The sequence below is a fragment of the Desulfosarcina ovata subsp. ovata genome, from assembly GCF_009689005.1.
In the GTDB taxonomy this organism is placed as follows: Bacteria; Desulfobacterota; Desulfobacteria; order Desulfobacterales; family Desulfosarcinaceae; genus Desulfosarcina; species Desulfosarcina ovata.
Map to the genome: position 1 here is coordinate 5,794,530 of NZ_AP021879.1, position 17,104 is coordinate 5,811,633.

A 17,104-nucleotide genomic window follows, 5' to 3' on the forward strand; every position below is an offset into this window, starting at 1 on the left:
ACATGATTGGGGGGGAATGGTGGCAAAAATCAGAGTATATGAGTTTGCCAGAGATCTTAACATGACGAACAGGGAACTCTTGGACAAGATCCGGGACCTTGATATCGAAGTCAACAGCCATATGAGCTCTCTGGATGAAGATGTAGTGGCGAAAATCAAATCCGCGCTTTTCGGTGAGAAGGACGATCAGCTTGAGGAAAAACGCGTTCGCCCAACGGTGATCCGCCGTCGTAAAATCGCCACCCCTCAGGAGAACGACGTCCAACAGGCCGCATCCGTTTCGGAATCAGAACCGGAGCCCCCCCCGGCCGAACCGGAAGAGGACGCGCCTGCGGCAGTCACCGCGGAAGCCAAACCGGAGCCGAAACCGGTGGTGAAAAAGGCGAAACCGGTGGAAGTGGCCAAGATCATTTCACGGCCTGAACCCGAAGTTCCGGAAGACGCTCCGCCGGTGGAACCGGAAGCGGAGACTGAACCTGGGCCCGAACCCGAACCCGAGATGGAATCCGTTTCTGAACCGGAACCCCCTGTGGCGGAGGCGGAGGAACTGCCGGTGGAACCCCCAGCCGTTGAAGCGGCCCCGCCGGAAATCATAGAGCTGGACGAACCGTCAGCACTGACGGCGTCCGAGGATGACGAGCCTTCAGCGGTTACCCAGGCGGCAGCCCCCCCTGCCGAGGAGACCGATGTGGCGCCATCCACAGATGAGGAGGCTGCTGATGCGCCCAAAGCCGAAGCCCCTGTCAAAGTACCCCCGGCAAAGGCCAAAAAGGTTAAGAAGGATACACCGGCCAAAATTATCAAACTGCCCACAAAACCAGCAGTTTCCTTGAAACCGTCGGGGCATCCCACGCCGACGGGTGGCCAGGCCACGCCGTATCCGGCAGGGCCGGGTGCCGATGAAACGTCATCCACCACCAAGGATAAAAAGAAGAAAGGCTGGCGGAAAAAGGAGGCGGTTGCCGACGACGGGCGTGGCGTGAAACGAAAAGGTGGCCTGAGGAAGAAGGAAATCGTCGAAGGGGCTGCACTCTACACCGGTAAAATGCGTGGCCGCAAGGGCCGCAAGGGTAGCAAACTGAAGTCCACGCCGGTGGGCCAGAAAACCCAGATTACAACTGCCAAGGCCATCAAGCGCCGGGTAAAGGTGGACGAAACCATCGTGTTGTCCGAGTTGGCCAAACGGATGGGGATCAAAGCCAATGAGATGATTGTCAAGCTCATGGGTATGGGCGTCATGGCCACGGTGAACCAGACCATCGACTATGAGACGGCGGTGTTGGTGGCCGGTGAGTTCAACTACGAGGTGGAGAAGGCCTCCTTTGAGGAAGAGGTGATTCTGAAGAAGACCGAGGAGGAAAATCCCGACCAGCTGCAGCCCAGGCCGCCGGTGGTCACGATTATGGGCCATGTCGACCACGGCAAGACCTCGCTGTTGGATGTGATCCGCAAGACCCGCGTTACGGAAGGTGAAGCCGGCGGGATCACCCAGCACATCGGTGCCTATCATGTGCAGACCGAAAAGGGGGTGATCGCCTTTTTGGATACACCCGGCCATGAAGCCTTCTCGGCCATGCGTTCACGCGGGGCCAAGGTGACCGATATCGTGGTTCTGGTGGTGGCTGCCGACGATGGCGTGATGCCTCAGACCGTTGAGGCGATCAATCACTCCAAGGCGTCCGGTGTGCCGATTATTGTGGCCATCAACAAAATGGATAAACCGGATGCCGATCCGGACCGGGTCCAGCGTGAGCTCAGTGAGCATGGGCTGATGCCCGAATCTTGGGGTGGGGATGCCATTTTTGTGCAGGTGTCCGCCAAAAAGAACACCGGCATCGACGAATTATTGGAAATGATTCTGCTGCAGGCGGAAATCCTTGAGCTCAAGGCCAACCCGGACAAACTGGCCAGCGGTCACGTGGTCGAAGCCAAACTGGATTCGGGTCGCGGCCCGGTGGCCACCGTACTGGTGCAGGACGGTACGCTACGCGCCGGTGATTCAATCGTTTGCGGGATGCACTATGGCAAAATCCGTGTGCTTCAGGATGATCTGGGCCGTACGGTCGAGTCGGCCGGCCCGTCCATGCCGGTGGAGATTGTGGGCCTTTCCGGAGTTCCCATGGCCGGCGACGAACTGGTTGCCCTGGCCGATGAAAAGGACGCCCGCCAGGTCAGTCAGCACCGCATGCAGAAGCAGCGTTCCAAGGAACTGGCCAAGACCAACCGCCTGAGCCTGGAAGGCCTGTTCGAAAAGATGCAACAGGGCGAGGTCAAGGATCTCAACCTGATCATCAAAGCGGATGTGGATGGGTCCATCGAGGCGTTACGGGATTCTCTGGTCAAGCTGTCCAACGATGAGGTCAGCATCAATGTGGTGCATGCGGCTACGGGAACCATCACCGAATCGGATATTTTTCTGGCTGCTAATTCCAATGCCATCATTATCGGATTTAACGTGCGTCCCAACGCCAAGGTGCAGGATCTGGCCGCCGAAGAGAACGTGGATATGCGTTTTCACAACGTTATTTACAACGTCATCAAAGAGGTCAAGGATTCCATTGTCGGCATGATGGAATCCATTTATGAAGAACGGGTGCTCGGGCGTGCCGAGGTTCGTCAGACATTCCATGTGCCCAAGGTGGGAACCATTGCCGGCTGTTATGTGACCGATGGTAAAATGCAGCGGGGGCAGCTCATGCGGTTGCTTCGGGATGGGATCATTACCTATGAAGGCAAGAATAGCAGCCTGCGCCGGTTCAAGGACGATGTCAAAGAAGTCCAGTCGGGTTACGAGTGCGGTATCGGCATCGAGAACTTTAATGACATCAAGATCGGCGATGTCATTGAGAGCTACTTCCTGGAAGAGATTCGGCCTGAAGTGGAGTAATCTCCAAAATGGTGGTTGGTGTTGGATGCATGGTCTTCCGGATTCATGAGTGCCACTCGCTGAAGGCGAAACGCAAGGTGGTCAAGGCCATGGTTGCCCGTATCCGTAACCATTTCAACGCCTCTGTGGCCGAGGTGGCCGACAATGACATCTACCAGCGGGCCACCATCGGCGTCAGCATGGTTGGCAACGACCGCCGTCTGATCAATGCCAAGCTGGACAAGCTGTTCAATTTTGTTGAAGATCTCGGATTGGCGGAGATGATTGAGACCGATTTGGAAATTATATCCCTGTGATCGGCGGGTCGGCCGCCAGGGGCCGGCGAGCGTTGCCGTGAACCAAATGGAATTGTGACCAACGTGGTAAAGAGAACATTTAATCGAGCGGAACGGGTCGGTGGGCAAGTCCAGCGCGTTCTGGCCAGTTTGATTCAGAAGGGGGTCAACGACCCACGGCTGGCGCAGGCCACCATTACCGGCGTCACGCTGAGTCGCGATCTGCGCATTGCCAAGATCTATGTTTCAACGCCGGGCGGTGCTCAGGAAAAAGAGACCGTCCTGTCAGGATTCGAAAGCGCCAAGGGGTTTATCAAACGGGCGCTGGCAAAAGAACTGGGCCTTCGGTACATGCCGGATCTGAAATTTTTTTATGATGGGTCCTTTGATTATGGTGCCCAAATCAACCGGGTGCTGAAATCCATACAAACCGACGATGAAAAAGATAATTCAACAGCTGACGAGCAGTGAACGCATTCTGCTTGCCTCCCATACCAATCCGGATGGTGATGCCATTGGTGCGTTGCTGGCGATGGGACTTGCCCTTGAGAAACTGGACCGACAGGTGACCTTGCATAACGAAAGCTCCATTCCTGCGGTTTACCGGTTCCTGCCATCGGTCCATCGCATCCAGAAACAGCTTCCGGATCCGGCGCGCTTCGATACGGCGGTGATTCTGGACTGCGGCAGCTTGAACCGGGTGGGTTCAAATGCGGATGCCATCAAGACCATACCGGTCATCGTCAACATCGACCACCACACCACCAACAGCCGATTCGGACAATATCACCTGGTGGATGTGGATGCTTGTGCCACGTCTGAAATTATCTATCGGCTGATTCAGACCATGGGACTTGAAATCGATGCGTCCATTGCAACGGCAATTTATACGGGCATCCTGACCGATACGGGTTCTTTCCGGTTTTCCAATACCAACCAGGCGGCTTTTACCATCTGCGAGGCCATGGTGGCCGCCGGCGTGAAACCCTCGGCGGTTGCCCAGCACGTTTACGGCACCTACTCCCTGGGACGCATCAAGCTGCTCAACCTCGCTCTGGATTCGATTGAGATTTCCAATAACGGGTATCTTTCCATCATGACGGTCACCCAGGAGATGCTGGCCGATACCGGAACCCAACCCGAAGATGCCGACGGCCTGATCAACTATGCCCGCCGGATTCGGGATGTCAAGGTGGCCGCCCTGATCCACGAGTTGGAAAATGGACCCGGAGCCAAAGGCGGCCCAAAACAGTTTCACGTCAGCCTGCGTTCCGACGGCAGTGTGGACGTATCCCGTATCGCGACGACCTTTGGCGGTGGCGGGCACGCCGGTGCGGCCGGATTTTCCATGGCGTCCAGCCTTGCTGAACTGAAGCAGACCATTTACAACCTTTCCGACGGATTTGGCGAATCATGCCAGATAAACTGAGCGGGCTGGTGGTGGTGGACAAGCCCGAAGGTGTCACCTCGGCAGGCGTTGTGGCGCGCGTCAAGAAAATTTTCGGTGCCAGGAAGGTTGGACACACGGGAACGCTGGATCCCTTTGCCACCGGTGTTCTGGTCTGCTGCCTCAACCGGGCCACTCGGCTTTCCCGATTTCTGCTCAAGGGTGACAAATCCTACGCGGCGGAACTGTTGCTGGGCGCCGAGACCGATACCCAGGATGCCACCGGACAGGTCCTTTGTCGCCGGCCGTTGGGCCACGTTACCGCGCAGCGGGTGCATGCGATGGCGCGGCGATTTGTCGGTGAGATCGAGCAGGTGCCGCCGGTTTACTCGGCCCTGAAGCACCAGGGGACGCCGCTTTACAAACTGGCGCGTAAGGGCGTGGCCGTGGAAAAGCCGGCCCGGCCGGTTCGGATTGACCGATTGGAGATTCTTTCGGTCGATCTGCCGGTCGTCCGATTCGCGGTGTCCTGTTCGGCCGGTACTTATGTGCGCACCCTGTGTGCGGACATGGGGCGGGCTTTGGGCTGCGGCGGTCATCTTTTGCGGCTCCGCAGAACCGCCAGTTGCGGTTTTACGCTCGACGATGCCATGGGGCTGGAGGCGCTTGAAGCGTGTCGGGTGCAGGGCCGCCTTGAAGAGACGGTGATTCCCATGGTCGCGGCCCTGCCGCGCATGCCTGCGATGGCGGCCGACGCCGTCCTGGCCAGAAAGATCGGTAACGGCATGAAGCTGGCCGGCACCGATTTCCCTGTACCGCCGCCTGTGGAAAACGGGGCGTTCAAGGTTGTCGATCCCCATGGCCGCTTGATTGCCGTACTGGATGCCACGCCGCCGGACAGCTATAATTATTGTTGTGTTTTATCATCATAAAGGTGATAGTTACAGGATTATCGAATGGTATGCGACATGATTCTGCAGGCCGGAGCCGCTGTCGGTCGGGACTCTGGATGCTAACCCAAAATAGGATGCAGTAACTATTTCAAGGAGGACGAGAACAGTGACATTTACCGCAGAAACCAAAAAAGAACTGATTGAAAAATACAAAAAGCACGACACCGATACCGGTTCTCCGGAGGTTCAGATCGGGCTTTTGACCCATCGGATTTCCTACCTGACCGAGCATCTGAAGGTGCATAAAAAAGATCACCATTCCCGCCGCGGACTGTTGATGCTGGTCGGTAAACGCCGCAGACTGCTCAACTACGTCAAACGCAATGATGTGCAGCGTTACCGTTCCATCATCGAAACCCTTGGTTTGCGGCGCTAAGGTGTCTCGATATCGGCAACACGGCGTTGCCGAATCCCTTTCGCCGGTTGTGCCGGTGTGGCCGCTGGCGGTACGCCTGCCGGCCAGGTCGTCCGGATGCCTGTGGCCCTCATCGGGTGGCCGGCGCAGCGACCGGTGATTTACGGGCAATGGGCGCATCGATTTCGCCCTTGCCGCAATTTTATCAGGAGAAAGACGCTAAATGGATTATACATTCAAGGCGGATGTGGGAGGAACGACCCTCAGCATCCAGGCAGGCAAGGTTGCCAAACAGGCTTCCGGATCTGTTGTGGTGCAATACGGGGACACGATTGTTCTGGTAACCGTTGTTTCTGCCAATGACGAAAGAGATATCGATTTTTTGCCCCTTTCCGTGGAGTATCAGGAAAAGGTTTATGCTGCCGGCCGGATTCCGGGAAACTATTTCCGCCGTGAAATCGGCAGGCCCAGCGAGAAGGAAACCCTCACCGCCCGCCTGATTGACCGTCCCATCCGACCGCTTTTTCCCAAAGGCTACCGTTTTGAGACCCAGGTGATTGCCACGGTGCTCTCAATGGATCAGGAGAATGATCCGGATGTGCTGGCCATGGTGGGGGCTTCGGCGGCACTGGAAATTTCGAACATTCCCTTTGCCGGTCCCATTGCGGCAGTTCGCGTGGCCCGTGTCGAGGGCCGGTTTATCGCCAACCCGACCCTTGAGCAGATGGCCGCCGGCGATATCAACATCATTATTGCCGGCTCCCGAACCGGTGTGGTGATGGTTGAAGGCGGCGCCGATGTGGTGAGTGAGTCCGACATGCTCGAAGCGATTTTCTTCGGTCACCAGGCGATCCAGCCGATTATCGATGCCCAGGAGCAGTTGAAGGCGGCCATGGGGAAACCCAAACGGGAGTTCGTGCCGCCCGAAAAAGATCCGGCCCTGGCCGCGGTGGTCGAGGAGAAAGCGACCGCCTTGCTGCGTGAAGCGCTGACCATTCCCGAAAAGATGAAACGCTACGACGCGGTGCGGGCGGCCAAGGCCCAGGTGATCGAAAGCCTGGAGGATGCGGCCGCCGACCGGCGGGATGAGATCAAGGCCATTTTGGGTGATCTGCAGAAACAGATTTGCCGGGACATGATTCTCAAGGAAGGCCGCCGGATCGATAATCGCCAATTCGACGAAATCCGGCCCATTACCTGCGAGGTCGGTGTTCTTCCCCGGCCCCATGGCAGCGCCCTGTTTACCCGCGGTGAGACCCAGGTGCTGGGTATTCTGACCCTGGGATCGGGCGGTGACGAACAGCGCGTCGAGACCCTCAGCGGTGAAGAAAACCGGCCCTTCATGCTGCATTACAATTTTCCTCCTTACTCGGTGGGCGAGGTCAAGCGCGTCGGAGCCCCCAGCCGTCGGGATATCGGCCATGGCGGCCTTTCCACACGGGCCCTGGAGCGGGTTCTGCCCGACAAGGAGGTCTTCGATTACACCATTCGCCTTGTTTCCGAGGTGCTGGAGTCCAACGGATCTTCGTCTATGGGCACGGTTTGCTCGGGAACCCTGGCCATGATGGACGGTGGCGTGCCCATCAAGGCGCCGGTTTCCGGTATCGCCATGGGACTGGTCCAAGAGGGCGACCAGGTGGTGATCCTTTCGGATATTCTCGGGGACGAGGACCACACCGGTGATATGGATTTCAAGGTGACCGGTACGGCCGAAGGCATCACGGCCCTGCAGATGGATATCAAAATCCTCGAGCTTTCCCGGGAGATCATGGAAAAGGCCCTGGCCCAGGCCAAGCTCGGGCGCCTGCATATTCTCGACAAGATGCTTGCCGCCCTGTCCGTGCCCCGTGACGACATCTCTCCCTTTGCCCCCAAAATCGTTTCCATCAAGATCAATCCGGACAAGATCCGTGACATCATCGGCCCTGGCGGCAAGGTGATCCGCGCCATCCAGAGCGAGACCAATACCAAAATCGAGATCGATGACAGCGGGCTGGTCAAGATCGCCGCCACCTCCGCCGAGGACGGGGATGCCGCCCGCCTGCAGATCGAGTCGCTGACCATGGAACCCGAAGTGGGCGTGACTTACGAAGGCAAGGTGGTGAAAACCACCGATTTCGGCGCCTTTGTCCAGATCGTCCCCGGTACCGACGGGCTGGTCCACATCAGCCAACTGGCCAACCGCCGGGTGGCCAAAGTGACCGACGTGGTCAAGGAAGGCGACATGCTCAAGGTCAAGGTTCTGGAAATTTCCAAGGACGGCAAGATCCGCCTCAGCCATAAGGCCGTGCTTGAAGATGAACGTCGCAACAACGGTGAATAAAACTGTTCTGGAGAACGGTGTCCGCATCGTCTCCATGACCATGCCCCACGTGCGCTCGGTCTCCATGGGCGTCTGGGTTCACGTGGGGGCCCGTGACGAAAGTGATGCCGAAAGTGGGCTCTCCCATTTTATCGAGCACATGATCTTCAAGGGCACGCTCAAACGCAGTGCCTTCCAGATTGCCAAAGAGTTTGACGCCATCGGCGGTCAGTCCAACGCTTTCACCTCCATGGAACACACCTGCTATCATGCCCGGGTGCTGGATACGCAGCTTGCGACCATGGTGGATATCCTTTCCGATATTTTTCTCAATTCGGTCTTTGATGACGATGAGGTGACGCGGGAACGGCCGGTGATCTTCCAGGAGATCGGCATGGTCGAGGACAGTCCGGAAGAGTGGGTCCACACCATGATCGGCCCGGCCCTGTGGGGCCGCCATCCCCTGGGGCGCTCGATTCTGGGTACCCGCGAAAATATCCTCGGTTTCGACAGCCGCAAGATCCGGCATTTTTTTCGTCGCCTCTATCAGCCTGCGCGGGTGGTTATCGCCGTGGCCGGCAATGTCACCCACGAACGGATTGTCGATTTGACTGCCCCGGTTTTTGCGGCCATTGCGCCGGGCAACGGTTTTGCGCCGCGCAGCACGCCCACCGACGGCTGTGATACCACCCTGCGGCACCGGGATTTGGAGCAGACCCATATCTGCCTGGGGATGTCCGGTGTGTCGGTGAACGATCCCCGCCGGTTCGCTGCTTCGCTGCTCAACACCATTTTGGGGGGCAACATGAGTTCGCGGCTTTTCCAGACGGTTCGGGAGGAACGCGGGTTGGCCTACGCCATCTACTCCTTTCTCACTTCATATGCGGATACGGGGATGTTCGGCGTTTATACGGCCGTGGCCCCCGAAGACGCGAATGAGAGCATCGACCTGATTATGGAGCAGCTCCGACAGATGAAACGCGAACCGGTTGGCGTTGACGTACTGCGTGATGCCAAGGCGTTCACCGCGGGGAACCTGCTCATGGCCGAAGAGAGTCCGGACAACCAGATGATGCGTCTGGCGCAGAACGAATTCTATTTCGGGGACCATGTTCCCATACAGACGGTGATCGATCGGATCGATGCGGTCACCCCTGACGACATTCTCGCGTTGGCCAATGCGTTGTGGGGCAGTGGCAGTCCGGCCCTGACCATGCTCGGCCCCCGGGCCGAGCGTAGCGATCCGGCCGGCCGGATTGGCTTCTGAGCCCGGCCCCTCCGATAACGGCCGCTTAGAGCCTGCCAACCCACAACCCACAATTTTCATCTTCTTCTCTTTTTGGACGGTTGCCATGCACACGACCATTACGGTTGATTTTCTCAGGCTGGATGTTGACAAAAACGGTGATCTGCCACTGCCCCGTTACATGACCGAAAGCTGTTCCGGGATGGACATCTGTGCGGCCCTGGAGGCGGACTTGGAGTTGCTCCCCGGAGCGATTCGTCTGGTGCCCACCGGTTTTGCCATGGCTTTGCCCGATGGATTCGAAGCCCAGATTCGACCCCGCAGCGGCCTGGCCGTCAAGCATGGCATCGGCATCATCAATGCCCCGGGCACCATTGACGCCGATTACCGGGGCGAGGTGAAAATCGCCCTGATCAATTTGGGCGCGGAACCGGTGACCCTCAAGCGGGGAGACCGCATCGCCCAGATGGTGATCCAGAAAGTCTGGCAGGCCCGTGTCAACGTGGTCGAGCGGCTGGGCGATACCGACCGCAGTGCCGGTGGCTTCGGCCATACGGGGCGTTGAGCATGCGCCGGCAGAAAGGCATCGACACATCACCACCGCTTGCCCAAGCCGCTTGCCGGTTGTCGGTGTGCGTCCTGGCCAGCGGCAGCCGGGGCAACGCGACCTGGGTATCCGACGGGCAAACCGCCATCCTGATCGACGCCGGACTTTCCGGGGTGCAAATTCAGCGCCGGATGGCGGTCAACGGGCTGGATCCGAAGGGTCTGGATGCCATCCTGGTTTCCCATGAACATCGCGACCACATCCATGGCGTGGGCGTGCTGTCGCGGCGCTTTGACCTGCCGGTGCATATCAGTGACGCGACCCGGCAGGCATCCGAAAAATCGCTGGGCCGCCTGCACGGGATCCAGCCCTTTGCCTGTGGAGAACCCTTTTCAATCGGTGGGCTGGCCATTCACCCCTTTTCCATCTCCCATGACGCCGAAGACCCGGCGGGCTTCACCATCTCCGGAAACGGTGCCAAGGTGGGGGTGGCCACCGACCTGGGCGTGGTCACAGGGATGGTCAGGACCCATCTGGCGGCCTGTGACCTGCTCATGCTTGAAGCCAATCACGATCCGCAGATGTTGATTGATGGTCCTTATCCCTGGCCCCTGAAGCAACGTATCCGCGGGCGTAGCGGCCATCTCTCCAACGAGGATGCCGCCGGGCTATTGACGGAACTGCTGCATGACGGCCTGCAGCATGTGGTGCTGGCGCACCTGAGCGAGGAGAACAATACCCCGCAAAAAGCCCGGCAGGCGATCAAACCGGTACTGAACGGCCGTTGTGCCCGGTTGCATGTGGCTTCCCAGGCCATGGGCAGCGGTGTGTTGGCCTTGAAGTAATCGTCGGTTTTACGATTTGATAGGATGGTTGTTGACGTAATCAACAAAGGCGCGGCTCAACGGGGAGAGGCTTCGCTGGCGGTGATGGGTGAGATAAAACGCCCGTTTGAGATTCAGGCCCTTGATGGCGAGAGTTTTCAGGCGGCCCGCAGCCACATCGTCGGAGACGGCAATGGCGGAGAGAATCGATACGCCCATTCCGTTTTTCACCCCCTGGCGGATGGCTTCGGTGCTGCCGATGCGCGCCACCGCCTTCAATTCGGCGAAATTCAATCCGGCTTCTGAAAAACTGTTCTGGATCGATTTCAGGGTGCCCGACCCCTGTTCACGAATGATAAAGGCTTCGCTGAACAGTTCTTCGGGCGTGATTTGATCCCTGGTCGACCAGCGGTGGCCGGCCGGTACCACCAGACACATCTCATCCTCCACCAGCTTTTCCTGGGCGATGGCGGCATTATCCGCCACCGCACCGACCACCCCCAGTTCCAGATCACCGGAGAGAATGGCGTCGATGATCTGCCGCGTATCGGCAATGGTCAGGCTGACGTTGACTTCCGGAAAACGGGTCGTGAAGGCGCCGATGATGGCCGGCAACACGAAGGCGCCGGGGATGGTACTGCCACCCAGATCAAGACTGCCCTTGACTTTGCCCTTGAATTCGGCCATGGCGCTTTCGGTCTCGTCGCGCAGGGCGATGATCCGCTTGGCATAGCGGTAGAGCAGGCGTCCCGCCTTGGTGGGCAGGGCCTCTTTGGCCAGCCGGTCGATGAGCCGGCAGTCAAAGTGATCCTCAAGGTCTTTGATGTGGCTGGAGACGGTCGGCTGGGAGAGGTGCACAGCGCGTCCGGCCCGGGAGAAGCTCTTCAGGTCCACGACCTTGCAGAAGATGTGCAACTGCCAGATGTCCATGGGTTAAAATCCGAATCTGATTTTCAGCCGCTGGTTGACCCCGGGGGGCACCATATCGGCAATGTCACCGCCAAAACGGGCGGCTTCCTTGATGATCGATGAACTGGTGAAAATCCAGCGCAGCCCGGTCATGAGAAAAACGGTCTCCACCTCACGGTTGAGCTTCCTGTTCATCAGGGCCAGCTGAAATTCATACTCGAAGTCGGAAACGGCCCGCATGCCCCGCAGGATGGCGCTGGCCTTGCGTTGCTGGGCGTAATCCACGAGCAGGCCGTTAAAGGTGTCAAATTCGATATTGTCGATTCCCAGCATGGACTCATTGAGCATTTCCAGCCGTTCCTCGACGGTAAAAAGGGATTTTTTCCCCGGGTTGTGTAAAATGGTGATGATGATTCGGTCGAACAGTTTCAATCCTCGTTTGGCAATGTCGATATGGCCGTTGGTGACCGGATCGAAAGATCCGGGGTAAATAGCGGTGCGTTGCATATGTACTCCCAGCGGTTCTATTCAGCGGATACGAAATAGGCCTAAACAGTATTTTGAAAACGGTCTATAACACGGTATTCAAAAAGGAAACAAGGGTTTTCCCGAATTGACGCTGGTCGCTCAGGATCAGCCCCGCCGGAATCGGGTCAAGGGATTCCCGCCGGCTGTGCTCGACAATCACCCGGGCATCGTCGGCCATTGCTCCGCATTGCAGCAGTGCGGTCAGTGCCGGCACCACCGCTTGGGTCTCGTAGGGCGGATCCATGAAAACCAGATTGAACCGGTGGCGTTCATGCTTCAGGCAGTTCAGGTTTCTGCGGATATCCCACTGCAGCACCCGGGTGACTCCTTCCAGTTGAAGCTGCCTGAGGTTGCGACGAATGGTCGCCAGGGCCGCCTTGGCCTGGTCTACGAATACGGCAGCCGCAGCACCCCGGCTGAGGGCTTCGATTCCCAATGCGCCGGTGCCGGCAAACAGGTCCAGGACCTGTTTTGAATGCAGGCTGGGGCCGAGAATGTTGAACAGCGATTCCCTGATCCGGTCGGTGGTGGGGCGGGTCCCCATGCCGGCGGGGGCAACCAGGCGTCGTCCCCGAAACCGGCCGCTGATGACTCTCATTTTTCGCCGGATGTCAATAAGGATTTGATATAAGTGGCCTTTACACCGATGGCCCTGGCGGTTTTGGCCACGTTGTTGTCGTTGGCGGCCAATTTCTTGCTCACGTACTCGGCTTCGAAGGCCCGGCGGGCCGACTCCAGGTCTTCGATGGAGAAGAGTTCTCCGGCAGCTGCTTTCGGATCGGACAGTTGCGCCGGCAGGTCATGGCGCAGGATAACATCGTTTTCGACCATGATGGCCAACCGTTCGATGAGATTTTTCAGCTCGCGCACATTGCCCGGCCAGCTGTACTTGGCCAGTACGGCCATGGCGTCAGGGGCGATGGCCTTGCGCTTTTCGCGGTTGCTGGTGGCGGCTTCGGCAAGAAAAATATCTGCCAGAACGGGGATGTCATCGGCCCGTTCACGCAAGGGCACGACCTCGATGGGAACCACATTGAGGCGGTAGTACAGATCTTCCCTGAAACGGCCGTTGGCGATCTCTTCCTCCAGGTCCTTGTTGGTGGCGGCGATGACCCGGACATCCATGGTCAGGTCACGGCCGCCGCCCACGCGTTGAAATTTCTTCTCGTCCAGAACTCGCAGGATTTTGGCCTGGGTGTTTATGCTCATGTCGCCGATTTCATCCAGGAAGATGGTCCCGGTGTTGGCCAGCTCGAACTTGCCCCGCTTTTTGGTGCTGGAGCCGGGAACGGATCCCTTCTCATGGCCGAAGAGCTCACTTTCGATGAGACTTTCGGGAATGGCGGCGCAATTGACATCGATCAACGGTGATTCGGCGCGGGGGCTGAGCTGGTGGATGGTTCTGGCCACCAGTTCCTTGCCGGTTCCGTTTTCGCCTTTGATCAACACCCAGGATTCGGTCGGTGCAACGGTGGCGATCTGCTGTTTGAGTGCCTGCACGGGCGGGCTGTTCCCGCTGATGGAGTGGCGCTCGATGGTTTTTTTCCGCAGGTAGCGGTTCTCCTCCTCCAGACGGCGGAAGTTCAGTGCATTGTTGATGGCCACGATGACTTTGTCGATGTTGAGGGGCTTTTCAATCAGATCGTATGCCCCCAGTTTGGTGGCCTTCACGGCCGTTTCAACATTGCCGTGCCCGGTAATGATAATCACCGGCAGGGCGGGATGGTTTTTTTTGATCTCTTTCAATGTTTCGATGCCGTCGATACCGGGCATCCAGATGTCCAGCAGAACCAGATCGGGTGACTCGGCATCGATGGTTTTAAGGGCTTCATAGCCGTTGCTGGCGGTAATCACCTCGAACCCCTCATCGGAGAGAAGCCCGCTCAGGGACTGGACGATCGATGGTTCGTCATCGACGATCAAGATGGAGGGAAACATGTGTGGGACTCCTTTTCAAGTCGGTCTGACAGGTCAGGTCGGCAGCTCAATTACAAATTTGGCGCCTTTGGGCGGATTGTCCTGAACCCGTATCATACCATTGTGATCGCTGACAATGGAGTTAACGATAGTCAGGCCCAGTCCCATACCCGCCTTTTTGGTGGAAAAATTGGGTTCAAAAAGGCGGATTTTATCGGTGTCGGCGATGCCGCTGCCGTCGTCGGCCACTTCCAGGCGGACACGCTTCAAAATCGGATCGTAAATGGCGGAAATGGCGATGTGGCCCTGATTGTGCACCGCTGCCACGGCATTGTCCACCAGATTGATCATGGCCTGCTTGAACTGTTGGCGGTCCAGGTTCAAGGTTGGAATGCTTTCGTCCAGCTGAACATCGAAGCTGACATCCGGATGTCCTTCGCGGTAAAGCGCGACGGTCTCTTCGATAATCGGTGGCAGTTGACCCGGTTTGAGATCCGCTGTGGGGAAACGGGCGAAGGTTGAGAATTCGTTAACCAGATTGCGGATCAGGTCGACATGGTCGATGATCATCCGGGTGCACTCATCGAAAACCGGCTCATTGATACGTTCCGAATAGCGTCTTTTCAACCGCTGTGCCGAAAGGCTGATCGGGGTCAGCGGGTTCTTCACTTCGTGGGCGATGCGCCGGGCCACCTCGCGCCAGGCCGCCATGCGCTGCGCCTTTTCCAGTTCCGTCAGATCATCGAAGACCATGACGAATCCGATGGGGTTGCCCTGCTCATCTCTCAGTGCGTTGACATAGACGAGAAAAGTGCGTGGCTGTCCGCTGACCACCACCCGCATGGGGATCTCCAGGGTCTGGTCTCGGACCGCCATGACTTCTTCCATGATATCCTGAGTAAATTCGAGGTGTTCGGTGACCAGCAACTCGCTGTAATGTCGCTCGAGGATCTGGCTGGCGTCGAAATTCAACATCCGCTCGGCGGATTTGTTGAAGGTGGTGATAATCCCGTTGGCATCGGTGGTGATGACTCCGGCCGAGACGTTTTTCAGAACGATCTCCATATACTGGCGCCGCGCTTCGATCTCCTGATTCTGCTCGGTGAGCTTACGGGCCGACAGCTCAAGTTGTCGGCGACTCGAGCGCAGATCCCGGGTCATTTTATTGAACGCATCGATGAGGCTGCCGATTTCGTCATCTGCTGCCATGCTGTCGATGGTTACGCTCAGATCACCGTCAGCCACCCGCCGGGTCCCGTCGGCCAGATCCATGATGGGAATCGTGATGGTTTTGGCCAGGTAGAAACCGAACCATACCGCACAGAACAAAACCAGCAGGGCCACGATGGAAAGCGTGATGTAATAGGTGATCTGAATCGGCTTTTTAAGCAGCTTGATCTGCTGGTATTCACCGAACCCCCGCGAGATGGACTCCATGTTCTCGGCAAGATCCGGAGGGATAAACAGCCCCAGGGCGACGTAGGCGACCGCTTCATCCTTGGTGACACTGAACGGCACCGTGCCAATGGTGCGCAGCAGTTCGCCATTGGCCAGTGTGTCAGTCAGGGTGTGCACTTCTTTGCCGCTGCTATCGACGGCAAAGGCACCCAGGGGAGCCGCTTTCACGGCAGCGCTTTCCACATCGTCGCCCAGGGCATAGGTGAGGCGGTTGTAGTTCGCCGAATAGACTTCCACCGTGTCCAGATCGAACTCCCGCTGCACCACCTGAACGTAGTGGTTGAGCTCTTTGCGTTTCTCCGGCGCGGTCATGTTTTTGCGCTGGATCTGGTAAGAGATCCGCTCGATAAAAAATCGATTCCTGATTTCGTTCTCGCGGTAAAATTTCTGACCGACCAGAAGGGATTTCTCCAGGGCCTGTTCCACAGGAACATTAAACCAGAATTCGATGCTGTTGGTGATGAAGTTGATGGCAAAAAAGAACAGGATCGTGGTGGGCAGCAGTGAGAGCGCAACAAAGGCCAGGACCAAACGGGTACGCAAGCGGGACCCCATCACTTTGCGGCGCCGGGCGTAGAACAGTTTTACCAGGTTGCGGAAGACAAGAAAGATCAACAGAATCAGGAGCAGCAGATTGATGTTGATCAGAATGAACATCAAAATGGTGTTGGAAACGGGAATGTTGGCCCCAAACGTGACGATACGGTTTTCCGCCAGTGTTAGCAAGGTCACCACAAAAATAATGACCACACTGAGTACCAGCTCGCGCTTGCGGCGTCTGCGTTCCTCCTCCGGGAGGCGCGGTCGTTGGGGGGGGGGGCCGTTGTTCATGGGGTCGAAATCGGGCCTTTAGTAAATAAAATCGATAGTATACCAGTCGGTCTCAAAATCCCAGAGGGATAAAAAGAAAAGCACGTAGTGCAGGTAGTAGGGCAGGGTGACCCGACTGAGTTTTGCCTTTGCCTGGATCTGGTATTGCCTGCCCTTTTCCAGCTGTGCCAGCGAGATGACTTTGAGGCTGTCGATTTCCGTCATCAGTTTTTTTGCGGCCTCCAGGGAATAGACGATCACGGGGCTGTTGGCGTCCCATGAGCGTGACACGGCGTACTCTTTTTTCAGGCTGTTGTAGTTGATGGTATGGGTGAGGGTCAGATCCGTCATCTCTTTATCGAACCACATTCCCCGGGTCCGGTAGAGTTTGACGAAAAACGAGAAAGAGGCGGGTACACCGCTGTTGATGGCTGCTTCTATTTTGGGGGTGAAGGCGCCGTCCACCGACAGATAGATCAACAGATCATCCCGGGTATTGGTCACGATGATGTTGGTGAGCCTGGCATCGCCGGCCATGGCCGGACAATGGGCCGAAACGCCGATGATGAGGCACATTAAAAAAGCGGCAATCCGTTTTTCGGATCGGTTCATGGGTCTATCGCTGATCTTTGGTGTTGACTAAATAGAAGAAAACAATACGAAAACAGAACATAGCGGAGTTGCTTGAAAATGGCAAGGTGTTTTG

17 protein-coding genes are annotated in these 17,104 nt (G+C 57.4%); 11 read left to right on the forward strand and 6 right to left on the reverse strand.

The genetic code is table 11. The features are described from left to right. Positions 1 to 16: 16 nt before the first annotated feature. From infB to GN112_RS25400, 11 genes are all read left to right on the forward strand, one after another. Complete coding sequence (infB, locus tag GN112_RS25350; protein WP_331457544.1) at positions 17 to 2,887, forward strand: translation initiation factor IF-2; 2,871 nt, start codon at positions 17 to 19, stop codon at positions 2,885 to 2,887. 8 nt (positions 2,888 to 2,895) lie between these two features. Further along, the gene (locus tag GN112_RS25355; protein ID WP_155312735.1) at positions 2,896 to 3,183 is read left to right on the forward strand and encodes a DUF503 domain-containing protein; all 288 of its coding nucleotides are present in this window, start codon (positions 2,896 to 2,898) and stop codon (positions 3,181 to 3,183) included. Between the two features lie 63 nt (positions 3,184 to 3,246). After that, positions 3,247 to 3,633, forward strand: a complete 387-nt coding sequence (gene rbfA, locus GN112_RS25360) for a 30S ribosome-binding factor RbfA (protein ID WP_155312736.1) — start codon at positions 3,247 to 3,249, stop codon at positions 3,631 to 3,633. Beyond that, a complete protein-coding gene (locus GN112_RS25365) occupies positions 3,599 to 4,591 on the forward strand; it encodes a DHH family phosphoesterase (protein ID WP_155312737.1) in 993 nt (330 codons plus the stop codon). The genes rbfA and GN112_RS25365 overlap by 35 nt, the downstream gene beginning before the upstream one ends. Beyond that, complete coding sequence (truB, locus tag GN112_RS25370; protein WP_155312738.1) at positions 4,576 to 5,481, forward strand: tRNA pseudouridine(55) synthase TruB; 906 nt, start codon at positions 4,576 to 4,578, stop codon at positions 5,479 to 5,481. The genes GN112_RS25365 and truB overlap by 16 nt, the downstream gene beginning before the upstream one ends. Positions 5,482 to 5,608: 127 nt before the next feature. Then, positions 5,609 to 5,878: a 30S ribosomal protein S15 gene (gene rpsO / locus GN112_RS25375; RefSeq protein ID WP_155312739.1), complete on the forward strand. Its 270-nt coding sequence runs from the start codon at positions 5,609 to 5,611 to the stop codon at positions 5,876 to 5,878. A 1-nt stretch (position 5,879) separates the two neighbouring features. Then, a complete protein-coding gene (locus GN112_RS25380) occupies positions 5,880 to 6,017 on the forward strand; it encodes a hypothetical protein (protein WP_155312740.1) in 138 nt (45 codons plus the stop codon). 63 nt (positions 6,018 to 6,080) lie between these two features. Next, complete coding sequence (pnp, locus tag GN112_RS25385; RefSeq protein ID WP_155312741.1) at positions 6,081 to 8,180, forward strand: polyribonucleotide nucleotidyltransferase; 2,100 nt, start codon at positions 6,081 to 6,083, stop codon at positions 8,178 to 8,180. Further along, entirely contained in the window at positions 8,155 to 9,426 is a 1,272-nt protein-coding gene (locus GN112_RS25390; protein WP_155312742.1) for a M16 family metallopeptidase, read from the forward strand. Before pnp ends, GN112_RS25390 begins: the two co-directional genes overlap by 26 nt. An 85-nt stretch (positions 9,427 to 9,511) precedes the next feature. Continuing rightward, entirely contained in the window at positions 9,512 to 9,970 is a 459-nt protein-coding gene (dut, locus tag GN112_RS25395) for a dUTP diphosphatase (RefSeq protein ID WP_155312743.1), read from the forward strand. Positions 9,971 to 9,972: 2 nt separating this feature from the next. Next, positions 9,973 to 10,797 (forward strand): MBL fold metallo-hydrolase, encoded by an 825-nt coding sequence (locus GN112_RS25400; protein WP_155312744.1) that lies wholly within the window; start codon positions 9,973 to 9,975, stop codon positions 10,795 to 10,797. Positions 10,798 to 10,806: 9 nt separating this feature from the next. Here GN112_RS25400 and GN112_RS25405 read toward each other — a convergent pair whose 3' ends face one another. The 6 genes from GN112_RS25405 to GN112_RS25430 form a co-directional block, all read right to left on the reverse strand. Continuing rightward, positions 10,807 to 11,706 carry a selenium metabolism-associated LysR family transcriptional regulator gene (locus tag GN112_RS25405; RefSeq protein ID WP_155312745.1) on the reverse strand — a complete coding sequence of 300 codons (900 nt, stop codon included), beginning with the start codon at positions 11,704 to 11,706 and terminating at the stop codon, positions 10,807 to 10,809. A gap of 3 nt (positions 11,707 to 11,709) precedes the next feature. Next, positions 11,710 to 12,192: a pantetheine-phosphate adenylyltransferase gene (gene coaD / locus GN112_RS25410; protein WP_155312746.1), complete on the reverse strand. Its 483-nt coding sequence runs from the start codon at positions 12,190 to 12,192 to the stop codon at positions 11,710 to 11,712. A 64-nt stretch (positions 12,193 to 12,256) separates the two neighbouring features. Further along, positions 12,257 to 12,811 carry a 16S rRNA (guanine(966)-N(2))-methyltransferase RsmD gene (gene rsmD, locus GN112_RS25415; RefSeq protein ID WP_155312747.1) on the reverse strand — a complete coding sequence of 185 codons (555 nt, stop codon included), beginning with the start codon at positions 12,809 to 12,811 and terminating at the stop codon, positions 12,257 to 12,259. Further along, the gene (locus GN112_RS25420; protein WP_155312748.1) at positions 12,808 to 14,151 is read right to left on the reverse strand and encodes a sigma-54-dependent transcriptional regulator; all 1,344 of its coding nucleotides are present in this window, start codon (positions 14,149 to 14,151) and stop codon (positions 12,808 to 12,810) included. The genes rsmD and GN112_RS25420 overlap by 4 nt, the downstream gene beginning before the upstream one ends. Positions 14,152 to 14,184: 33 nt before the next feature. Then, entirely contained in the window at positions 14,185 to 16,419 is a 2,235-nt protein-coding gene (locus GN112_RS25425) for a sensor histidine kinase (protein ID WP_155312749.1), read from the reverse strand. 18 nt (positions 16,420 to 16,437) lie between these two features. Next, a complete protein-coding gene (locus tag GN112_RS25430) occupies positions 16,438 to 17,010 on the reverse strand; it encodes a DUF4390 domain-containing protein (RefSeq protein ID WP_197743399.1) in 573 nt (190 codons plus the stop codon). Positions 17,011 to 17,104 lie beyond the last annotated feature (94 nt).